The sequence below is a fragment of the Salinicola peritrichatus genome, assembly GCF_003206715.1.
Taxonomy (GTDB): Bacteria; Pseudomonadota; Gammaproteobacteria; order Pseudomonadales; family Halomonadaceae; genus Salinicola; species Salinicola peritrichatus.
Genome location: NZ_PZJU01000049.1, coordinates 17,312 through 26,981 on the forward strand (window position 1 = coordinate 17,312; position 9,670 = coordinate 26,981).

At 62.8% G+C, this 9,670-nt stretch carries 12 protein-coding genes; 7 read left to right on the forward strand and 5 right to left on the reverse strand.

Annotation, left to right across the window (positions count from 1 at the left end; genetic code table 11):
- Positions 1–43 precede the first annotated feature (43 nt).
- Positions 44–802, forward strand: coding sequence for a Nif3-like dinuclear metal center hexameric protein (locus tag DOM57_RS16525; protein ID WP_110650292.1), 759 nt, complete (start codon positions 44–46; stop codon positions 800–802).
- Positions 803–865: 63 nt separating this feature from the next.
- Here the strand turns inward: DOM57_RS16525 and DOM57_RS16530 are convergent, their stop codons facing one another.
- Positions 866–1,315, reverse strand: a complete 450-nt coding sequence (locus DOM57_RS16530; protein WP_162619572.1) for a Z-ring associated ZapG family protein — start codon at positions 1,313–1,315, stop codon at positions 866–868.
- A 228-nt stretch (positions 1,316–1,543) separates the two neighbouring features.
- Between DOM57_RS16530 and zapE the strand changes: the two genes are divergently transcribed.
- From zapE to DOM57_RS16555, 5 genes are all read left to right on the forward strand, one after another.
- A complete protein-coding gene (gene zapE / locus DOM57_RS16535; RefSeq protein ID WP_239496284.1) occupies positions 1,544–2,683 on the forward strand; it encodes a cell division protein ZapE in 1,140 nt (379 codons plus the stop codon).
- 193 nt (positions 2,684–2,876) lie between these two features.
- Positions 2,877–3,305, forward strand: a complete 429-nt coding sequence (rplM, locus tag DOM57_RS16540) for a 50S ribosomal protein L13 (RefSeq protein ID WP_110650295.1) — start codon at positions 2,877–2,879, stop codon at positions 3,303–3,305.
- Positions 3,306–3,317: 12 nt separating this feature from the next.
- Positions 3,318–3,707, forward strand: coding sequence for a 30S ribosomal protein S9 (gene rpsI / locus DOM57_RS16545; RefSeq protein WP_110650296.1), 390 nt, complete (start codon positions 3,318–3,320; stop codon positions 3,705–3,707).
- Positions 3,708–3,875: 168 nt separating this feature from the next.
- Complete coding sequence (sspA, locus tag DOM57_RS16550) at positions 3,876–4,502, forward strand: stringent starvation protein SspA (protein ID WP_110650297.1); 627 nt, start codon at positions 3,876–3,878, stop codon at positions 4,500–4,502.
- A gap of 38 nt (positions 4,503–4,540) precedes the next feature.
- On the forward strand, positions 4,541–5,026 hold the full coding sequence (locus DOM57_RS16555; RefSeq protein ID WP_110650298.1) for a ClpXP protease specificity-enhancing factor: 486 nt from the start codon (positions 4,541–4,543) through the stop codon (positions 5,024–5,026).
- Positions 5,027–5,107: 81 nt separating this feature from the next.
- Here the strand turns inward: DOM57_RS16555 and DOM57_RS16560 are convergent, their stop codons facing one another.
- From DOM57_RS16560 to DOM57_RS16575, 4 genes are read right to left on the reverse strand one after another with little or no spacing between them, the layout of a single operon-like run.
- The gene (locus tag DOM57_RS16560; RefSeq protein ID WP_110650299.1) at positions 5,108–5,662 is read right to left on the reverse strand and encodes a BON domain-containing protein; all 555 of its coding nucleotides are present in this window, start codon (positions 5,660–5,662) and stop codon (positions 5,108–5,110) included.
- Positions 5,663–5,667: 5 nt separating this feature from the next.
- On the reverse strand, positions 5,668–6,261 hold the full coding sequence (locus tag DOM57_RS16565; RefSeq protein WP_035473784.1) for a phosphoheptose isomerase: 594 nt from the start codon (positions 6,259–6,261) through the stop codon (positions 5,668–5,670).
- A 17-nt stretch (positions 6,262–6,278) separates the two neighbouring features.
- Positions 6,279–6,647, reverse strand: coding sequence for a YraN family protein (locus DOM57_RS16570; RefSeq protein WP_110650300.1), 369 nt, complete (start codon positions 6,645–6,647; stop codon positions 6,279–6,281).
- Positions 6,631–8,523, reverse strand: coding sequence for a penicillin-binding protein activator (locus tag DOM57_RS16575; RefSeq protein ID WP_110650301.1), 1,893 nt, complete (start codon positions 8,521–8,523; stop codon positions 6,631–6,633). Before DOM57_RS16575 ends, DOM57_RS16570 begins: the two co-directional genes overlap by 17 nt.
- 220 nt (positions 8,524–8,743) lie before the next feature.
- Between DOM57_RS16575 and rsmI the strand changes: the two genes are divergently transcribed.
- Positions 8,744–9,607, forward strand: a complete 864-nt coding sequence (gene rsmI / locus DOM57_RS16580) for a 16S rRNA (cytidine(1402)-2'-O)-methyltransferase (protein WP_110650302.1) — start codon at positions 8,744–8,746, stop codon at positions 9,605–9,607.
- The last annotated feature ends 63 nt before the right edge of the window (positions 9,608–9,670 follow it).

The following is a 9,670-nucleotide window of genomic DNA, read 5'->3' on the forward strand; positions in this document are numbered from 1 at the left end:
GGCGCCAGTGTAACATTCAACGACACGGTTCGCTGGAGGCGAGATGATTTCGCGGCACACGCTTCAACGCACGATCGACACCGAGCTGCGCATCGACGCATTCAAGGACTACACGGTCAATGGCTTGCAGGTCGAGGGGAGAGAGACGGTCGGCCGCATCATGACCGGAGTGACGGCCTGTCAGGCGTTGCTCGACGAGGCCGTGGAGTGGGGTGCGGATGCGCTGTTGGTCCATCATGGCTATTTCTGGAAGAACGAGCCGGTGAGCGTTACCGGCATGAAACGGAAGCGCTTCGCCACGCTGCTCAAGCACGACCTGAACCTGCTTGCCTATCACCTGCCGCTGGATGCGCACGCCGCGCTCGGCAACAACGCTTGTCTCGGACGGCGCCTGGGGCTCGAGGTCGAGCGCTGTCTCGACGGTGAGTTGGGGCAGGGGCTGTTGTGGATGGGCTCGCCAGACGAAGCGATCGACAGTCGGGCGCTGGCGGCGCGGGTCGAGTCGGCACTGGGGCGGCGGCCGACGTTGATCGAGGGGCATCAGCGCGAACTGGGCAAGATCGCCTGGTGTACCGGCGGCGCGCAGGACATGCTGCCGTTGGCGGCCGAGGCGGGCGCCGATGCGTTCATCTCCGGCGAGATTTCCGAGCGCACCACACACATGGCGCGGGAAATGGGCGTGACCTATATCGCGGCGGGTCACCATGCCACCGAACGCGACGGTATTCGGGCTCTGGGGGAGTGGCTGGTCGAACGTCTGGGCGTCGAGCATCAGTTCGTCGACATCGACAACCCGGCTTGAAATGAATACCGCCGGCCGCAAATCGTCGAACTTGCAGGCCGGCGGGGCTGACTGGCTGGTGGATCAGTAGCGGGGCGGTGGCGTCACGCTTTCCTGTTCGTCCTTGCGTTTACGAATACCATAGTCCTCGGCCAGCGTTCCCTGGTTGCCGTCGGCGTAATCCCGAGGGACCTGGGGTACATCGATTTCCTCGGCGTCTTCGTCATTGTTGCCATGCAGGCGACGCTTGAGTTGCAGATCGTCGACCAGGCGATCCGCGCCTTGAGCCAAATGATGTTCGAGCTCATGACTCTGACGCTGAATACTCGATGCCAGGTCGGCCGCCTTGGCGAAATGATCGTTCAGCGCATCCTTGACCTGATTCAATTCCAGCTCGGTTTCGGCCAGCCGCTGCCGAACTTTCTGATTACGCGCCACATTGGCATTCAGCAGATGATAGCAAAGGGCGCCGATACCGATGCCCGCCAGGAAGCAGGCGATGGCCAGAATCCAATCGATATTGCTTTCGTTCACAATGCGCTCCTTGTCGTCGTGCCCCGGCACGACCAGTCCTGTAGATCGGTACAGGGCCATTATATCGACCCGCTTGGTGACCGGGTCAAACCTTCCGCGCGTGCTAGGCACTGTCAAGACTTTCGTCGAACGGTATAATCCCCGCCACATGTTTCGACCCGAGGTCACGACACCGACATGAATTCTCCTCGCTCCGCGACGTCCGCCCCTGGTGCGATGAATGGCGCCATGACCCCGATGACGCGCTACCGCGCCGATCTCGAGCGCGAGGATTTCAGTTATGACGCCGCCCAGGAGAATGCCGTCAAACACCTGCAGCGTCTTTACGACGACCTGCAGCGCACGCCGGCGCCGAAGCCGTCGGCTTCGACCGGCGAGTCCAAGCTGTCCAAGGTGGCGGGGCTGTTCGGCAAGCGCAAGGTGGTCGCGCCCGCCGCGCCGGCCCGGCCACAGGTCATGGGGCTCTACTTCTGGGGCGGTGTCGGCCGCGGCAAGACCTATCTGGTCGATGTCTTTTATGAGTCGCTGCCGTTCGAGCGCAAGATGCGCACGCACTTCAACCGCTTCATGCAGCGCGTGCACCGTGAGCTGGATGCCCACAAGGGCGAGAAGAATCCACTGACGCAGATCGCCGCCCAGTTCGCCCGCGAGGCGCGTGTCATCTGCTTCGATGAGTTCTACGTCAAGGACATCACCGATGCGATGATTCTGGGCAACCTGATGGAGGCACTGTTCGCCCAGGGCGTGGTACTGGTGGCGACTTCCAACATCGTGCCGGACGAGCTCTACAAGGATGGCCTGCAGCGTGCGCGGTTCCTGCCGGCGATCGATCTGATCAAGCGCCACTGCGAGGTGGTCAATGTCGATTCCGGCGTCGACTATCGTCTGCGTGCGCTGGAGCAGGTCGAGATCTTCCACTCACCGCTGGATGAAGAGGCCGAAAGGCTACTGGAAAAGAGCTTTCGTTCGGTGGCCGGAAGCGAAGGCCGCGAGAACGTCAGGCTGACGATCAACCATCGCGAGCTGACCGCGCGTCGGCTGCACGAGGGCGTGGTCTGGTTCGACTTCAAGATGCTCTGCGACGGTCCGCGTAGCCAGAATGACTACATCGAGCTGTCGCGGGAGTTCCACACCGTGCTGGTGTCGAACGTGCCGCGCCTGGGCGCCGCGACCGACGACCAGGCAAGGCGCTTCATCAGCATGGTCGACGAGTTCTACGATCGCGCCGTCAAGTTGCTGCTATCGGCGGAAACCGAAGTCGAGTCGCTCTATTCGGGCGGTAATCTGAGCTTCGAGTTCGAACGTACCTTGTCGCGCTTGCAGGAGATGCAGTCTCGCGATTATCTGGCGCTGCCACACAAGCCTTGAGCAGATGGGGCGGAAAGCGCATGGGGCTTTCGCCCCTTGATCGGCTCGTGTACAATGCGCGCTCTTTGTTCCGTTACCCCTTGGGAAGCCGTAATCACTGGCTGGCTGGCGAAGCGGGTAACCCAAGAAAAATAGGGATGGCCGAGAAGCGCTTCGCTTCGACGCCCAAATACGCTTATTTGGTGAAACACTCATGAAGACGTTCAGTGCCAAGCCGCAAACCGTGCAGCGCGACTGGTATGTCGTCGATGCATCGGGCAAGACGCTCGGTCGTCTGGCGACGGAAATCGCTCGTCGCCTGCGTGGCAAACACAAGCCGGAATACACCCCGCATGTCGACACCGGCGATTACATCGTCGTCGTCAATGCCGAGAAAGTGCGTGTCACCGGCAACAAGGCGCAAGCCAAGAATTATTACCGTCATACCGGTTACCCGGGCGGTCTGCGTTCCATGTCGTTCGAGAAGCTGATCGACCATGCGCCGGAACGTGTGATCGAGACCGCCGTCAAGGGCATGCTGCCGAAAGGACCGCTGGGTCGCGCCATGTACACCAAGCTCAAGGTGTATGCCGGTACCGAGCATCCGCACGCCGCGCAGCAGCCGCAAGAACTGAACATCTGAGGGTAGACCGCTATGGCACAACAGTACTACGGCACCGGGCGTCGCAAGACCTCCACCGCTCGCGTGTTTCTCAAGCCGGGCACCGGCAAGATCTCCGTCAACGACCGTGAGCTGGGCGAATATTTCGGCCGCGTGACCGCGCAGATGGTCGTGCGTCAGCCGCTCGAACTGACCGAAACCACCGAGCAGTTCGACGTCTATGTCACCGTCAAGGGTGGCGGCGGTTCCGCTCAGGCCGGCGCCATTCGTCACGGCATCACCCGTGCGCTGATGGACTACAACGAAGAGCTGCGCAAGCCGCTGCGCGCTGCCGGCTACGTGACCCGCGATGCGCGCGAGGTCGAGCGTAAGAAAGTGGGCCTGCGCAAAGCCCGCCGTCGCCCGCAGTTCTCCAAGCGCTGATCCTTTCGGGATCGCTTCCGCGCTCGACGCCCGACTTCCCACAGTCGGGCGTTTTTGCTGTTGGAAGTGGCGCCATGGGCATCGGTCTCTTCACGATCGGTGGTGTTCGCCCTGGCCAGTTGCCTGACGTGTTATCATTGGCTGTTGAATCAATGCGAGGAAAGTTTCATGGGTGTAGTGGCCAAGCGATCGTCGATGACCTTCTACTCCGGCAGCGATGACCATTTCAGTCATCGCGTGAGAATCGTGCTGGCCGAGAAGGGCGTGGCCGTCGATATCCTGGATGTCTCGGCCGACGAGCACAATGCCGAATTGGCCGACTTGAATCCGTACAACAGCGTCCCCACGTTGCTTGATCGCGACCTGGTGCTCTACGAGTCCAAGGTCATGATGGAGTATCTCGATGAGCGTTTCCCGCATCCGCCGCTGCTTCCGGTATATCCGGTCGCGCGGGCCCAGAGCCGTCTATGGATGCATCGCATCGAGCGCGAGTGGTGTCCGCTGGTCGAGCAGATCCAGCAGGGTGCCAAGAAAGACGCCGACAAGGCACGCAAGGAGTTGCGCGAGAGCCTGACGGGCATTTCGCCGATCTTCGAGGACATGCCGTACTTCATGAGCGAAGAGTTTACGCTGGTCGACTGTTGTATCGCGCCGATCCTTTGGCGTTTGCCGATACTGGGCGTGGAATTGCCCGAGAAGCAGGTCAAGCCGCTCATGAGTTACATGGAGCGTGTCTTTGCGCGCGATGCATTCAAGGTGTCGCTGTCCGAATCCGAACGTGAGATGCGTAGCTGATACGGCATTCGTCGTAAGCTGCCCGAGGGGAGATGACAATGCTGACGAGCCGTCCCTATCTGGCAAGAGCCCTGTACGAGTGGTTGCTCGATAACGACCAGACGCCTTACATCGTCGTCGACGCCGGGAAGGCGGGCGTCAGGGTTCCGCAGCAGTTCGTGCAGAACGGCCAGATCGTATTGAATATCGCACCGGCTGCCGTTCGCGACCTGGCCATCGACAATGCCGCCATCACCTTCGGCGCGCGTTTCAGCGGTCAGCCGATGCAGGTAGTCGTACCGACCGACGCTCTGATCGCCATCTATGCCCGTGAGAACGGGGTCGGCATGGTGTTTGGTCAGGAGCCGGTCATGCCCGCTTACTCCAGCGAAGAGGAGGCGGCGTTGGAAGGCGAAGAGCGCCCGTCGCTGGAAGGTATCGAGGGGCGGTCGGACGAAGCGCCTGCCGAGCCCGCCGCCGACAAGGATGGCGAGTCATCGGGCCGGCCTGAGAAAGGCAAGCCCTCGCTGCGCATCGTCAAATAGAGCGCATTGCCAAGTGGCTAAACAGCCGCCGTCGGAAATCTTCCGGCGGCGGCTTTTTCAATGCCTGGAAATGGGTCGTCCTCAGTTCAGGTATTCGAATACCTTGACGATACGCTGTACGCCGCCCACGCCGGATGCGGCGCCGACCACTTCGCTGGCTTGCTCCTGGGTGACCATGCCCATCAGATAGACGGTGCCATTTTCGGTGATCACGCGGATCAGGTTGGCGTCCACGTTTTCGTTGGCGGCCAGATTGGCCTTGATGCGGCCGGTGATCCAGGTGTCGGTCATGCGTTGGCTGATCGGCGTATTGGCCGAGACCGTCAGTTCGTTATGCACTTGGCGTACGCTGCGCACGTTACGGGCGATCTCGCCGGCACGCTGCTTCAGTTCGTCGCTAGGAACCTGGCCGGTCAGCAGCACGTTGCTGTTATAACTGTCGACGTTGACATGGGCATCACCATAGCGGGCATCCGCTGCTGTCAGATCCTGGTAGATCTTTTTCTGAATGGTACTGTCCTCGACTTTCGCCCCCGGGGTGCGCTCGGCGTAGTTTTCCTGTGAACCGTTGCTGGCGCAGCCGCCCAATGTGAGCAGGGCGATCAGGCAGGAGGAAACGATCAGGGTCTTCTTCATAAGGCTCACTCGTTGCTGCCAAAAAGCTGTTGGTCGATCAGATCACATAAACAGTGAATGACCAAGAGATGAACTTCCTGAATGCGTGCCGTGGACGTCGCGGGGACACGGATCTCGCAATCTTCCTGACCGAGTAGCGAGGCCATGTCGCCGCCATCGCGGCCGGTCAGGGCGACTACGCTCATTTCTCGATCGTGGGCGGCCTGGATCGCCTGGACGACATTGGCCGAATTGCCGCTGGTGGAGATCGCCAGCAGGATGTCCCCGGGCTGGCCGAGGGCCCGAATCTGCTTGGAGAAGACATCGTTGTAGCTGTAGTCGTTGGCGATCGAGGTCAGCGTCGAGGTGTCGGTGGTCAGCGCCAGCGCCGGCAGACTGGGGCGTTCGCGTTCGAAACGATTGAGCAGCTCGGAAGAGAAGTGCTGGCTGTCGCCGGCGCTGCCACCGTTGCCGCAGGCGAGAATCTTGCCCTCGCTGACCAGGCACTGAACCATCATCTGGCTGGCGACTTCGATGAACGGGGGCAGGACCTCGCTGGCGTAGGTCTTGGTGTCGATGCTGGCGTTGAAGTGGTCGAGTATGCGTGCTTGAAAATCCATGGGCGACCTGTTCGGGATCAATAGGCGTCGAAGGCGGCGCGAATCCAGTCGAATTCGAGTTCGGAGTGGCTGCCGGTCACGCCGACGACGTCGAAGCGGCAGGGACATGATAGCCGCTGCGTGTGTAGATAAAAACGCGCCGCCTTGATGATGCGTCGCTGCTTGGCGGCGGTGACGGTTTCCAGCGGATGGCCGTAGTCCTGGCGCTGGCGATGACGCACCTCGACGAACACCAGTGTCTCTCCATCGCGCATGATCAGGTCGATCTCGCCGCCCTTGGCGTGCCGATTGCTGGCCACCAGCGTCAAGCCGCGCTCAGCCAGCCAGCGAGCGGTAGCCTGCTCGACCAGCTGACCGCGCTGGCGGGGATTAGAGCGAATTGCCATCGTCGTTGCCGTGCACGCTGTCACCGTCATCCAGCGCCGCGCCGTTGAGTTCCTGGCCGGAGGCCGTCGTGTCAGTGTCCGTTGACGGTTCATCGAGATCGGCAGGCGATCCGCTGGCATCGGAGGGGGATGCCGGTGCGATCAACAGCGGCTGCGGAATCCCCGACTGGAACTGCGCCCAGGGCAGCGTGCGCTGGATGCGTCCGTCATCGCGTGCTTGCAGATTGCCGGTGGCACCGAAAACCTGGGTATTGGGCAGTGCCTGGATCAACGGCAGGCGGCGGGCGAGTTCGAACGCATCGACGCCCATGGCGTTCAGCTTGAGTAGCCCCGGATCGTCCTGGCCTACCAGTTGGCGGTAGGTGGAAACGAAAGGCAGGGCGTCGACACCGCCGACGGCGGCGTCGGGGATCATCCACGGGATATCGACGAACTGGACGTCGTTGAGGTCATGGTCGGCTCGCGGTTGCGGCGTGCCTTCGTAAAGGTGCGACGTTGCGTAGATCGGCAGATCCGCGGCGTAGTAGAAATCCAGCGTGGGTGGCACTTGCCGGGCGTAAGTGGGTAGCGCGAGCAGAAACAGCATGTCCATGCTCGAAGGATCGCTGTTGAGCAGGTTGCGTACGGCGCTCGCCACGGAACCCGAAGGGTCGTAGCTGACCACCGAGGCGACACGGCCGCCTTCGTCCTCCCAGCGTTTGCGGAAAGCGGCCAGGATGCGCGAGCCCCATTCGTTGTCGGGCACCATGATGCCGGCGCGGCGATGGCCGTCGAGATGGGCGCGATGCGCGACCTGGCGGGCCTCGTCCTCGGCGGACAGTCCGTACTGGAACAGGTTGGTGGCGTTGTTGCGCGAATGCTCGCCATAATTCAGCGCCAGTGTCGGCAGGGGGACGTTGTCCCGGCTTTCCAGCTCGCTCACCTTGTCCTTGTCCAGGGGGCCGATGACCGCCTGGGCGCCGCTCATCGTCGCCTGGGCGTACAGCGCGTCGATGTTCTGCTGGCTGGAGTCGATGAACGTCAGCCGCGGCGTGTTCTCGCCTTGCGCCCTGGCGTCGTCAGCGCGGGTTTCGAGCCCTTGACGGATGGCCGAAGCGATGCTGGCCAGCGGTCCGCTCTCCGGCAGCAACACCGCGATCTGGTCGATCTCGTTGCCCTCGACCTGGCGCAGCGCCGTCAGGTCCTGGGGCAGGCGGCGATTGGCGGGGTGGTCCGGATAACGGCTGCGCCACTGATCCAGGCGGTCGAAGAGGCCGGAGACGTCGCCGCCGCTGGTACGATAGAGCCGGGCCAGATCGACCCAGCCCTGAGTGATCGGGTCGTCGCTGATGGCGGCCAGGGCATCGAGCGCGGTGGGGCTCAGGCGCGACAGCGGCTTCCAGATCTCGTCGTTGAGCTCATAGGGCGCATTGTCGCGCTGCAGACCGATCAGCAGGCGCGACGCCGCCTCGGGTTCTCCGATCATGTTCAGAGCGATGCCGCGACGGTAGCGTAGCGTCTGGGCGTCGTCCTGGGCGATGGGGGTCGTGCTGTTCAGGATGTCGGTGGCGCGGATGACGCTCCAGCCATCCTCCTCGGCGAGCCCCGCATCGGAAAGCACCATGGCCCAGCGCACCCGCTGGGAGGCGTCGAGCTGAGCGCTGTCGATCTGCCCGGCGATCTGCAGTGCCTGCGCCGAGTCGCTCTGGCGTGCTAGCATGTCGGCCGCTTCGAGACGGGTCGCCGCAGCCTGCTGTCCGCTCTGCTGGTTGGCTTGCTCGAGCAGCTCCTCGGCGCTCGGGCCGGTGATGCTCTGCATCATGCCCTGGCCGGCACAGCCTGCCAGAATCAGTGTTGCCATCAATGGCAGGAGAAATCGCCGCAGCGCGTAACGCATAGTGTCTTTCCCTTTACGTGTTGAGAGGCCTGGCGGTCTTGCGGCCGATCGCGGTGATCGACATGGCTGGCCCCGTTCCTTGTTCCGCCGGACGAGCCATGAGAGTCGGCGGTGTCGTCGGCCGACAGTCCAATCCCTTTGGACGGTTCCTTGAACTGACAAGTGGCGCCTGCTCGGCAGGCGTAATGTCTGAATGCACCTCTATCCGGGATGGTATCGAATGAGCGAGACAAAGGAAGGCGTATTGTACGTGGTCGCTACGCCGATTGGGAATCTCGAAGACATGAGCGCCCGGGCGGCGCGCACGCTCGCGCAAGTGGATGCCATCGCCGCGGAAGATACCCGCCACACGCTGCGGCTGCTCCAGCACCTCGGTATCGAGCGTCCATTGATTTCGCTGCACGAACATAACGAAGCGGCGCGGGTTGCGCGTCTGCGCGAGCGGCTCGAGGCCGGGGGCCAACTAGCCCTGGTCAGCGATGCGGGGACGCCGCTGATTTCCGATCCCGGCTTCGTGCTGGTGCGGGAGTTGCGGCGTGCCGGCTGCCGGGTGGTGCCGGTTCCCGGCCCTAGTGCGCTGATTGCCGCACTCAGCGTGGCGGGTCTGCCCACCGATCGTTTCACCTTCGAGGGGTTTCTGCCCGCCAAGTCGGCCTCGCGCCGGCGTCAGCTGGAGATGGGAGCCATGCGCGCAGAGACGCGCGTCTTCTATGAGTCGCCGCATCGCATTCGCGATCTGCTCGGCGACATCGAACAGACCCTGGGCGAGCGCCAGGTGGTGTTGGCGCGGGAGCTGACCAAGACGTTCGAGACCCTGCTGGACGGCACGGCGGCGGAATTGTTGCAGCGGATGGAGGCCGATCCCGACCAGGCGCGCGGCGAGTTCGTGGTGATGCTGGCAGGAGCGCCGCCGGCCGATACGACGACGGATGACAGTGAGGGAGAGGCGCTGATCCAGGCGCTGCTCGACGAAGGGGTGGCGGTGAAGAGCGCTGCGGCCGTGGCGACCCGGATGCTGGGCGGGCGCCGCAAACAGTGGTATCAACTCGCGCTGCGGCTCAAGGCGGATGGCGAGCCAGACTGAACGGGCGCATTCGAGCCGGAAATTGTCGCCGTCGGGCGACGCTTTCGAGGGGCTCGACAATCA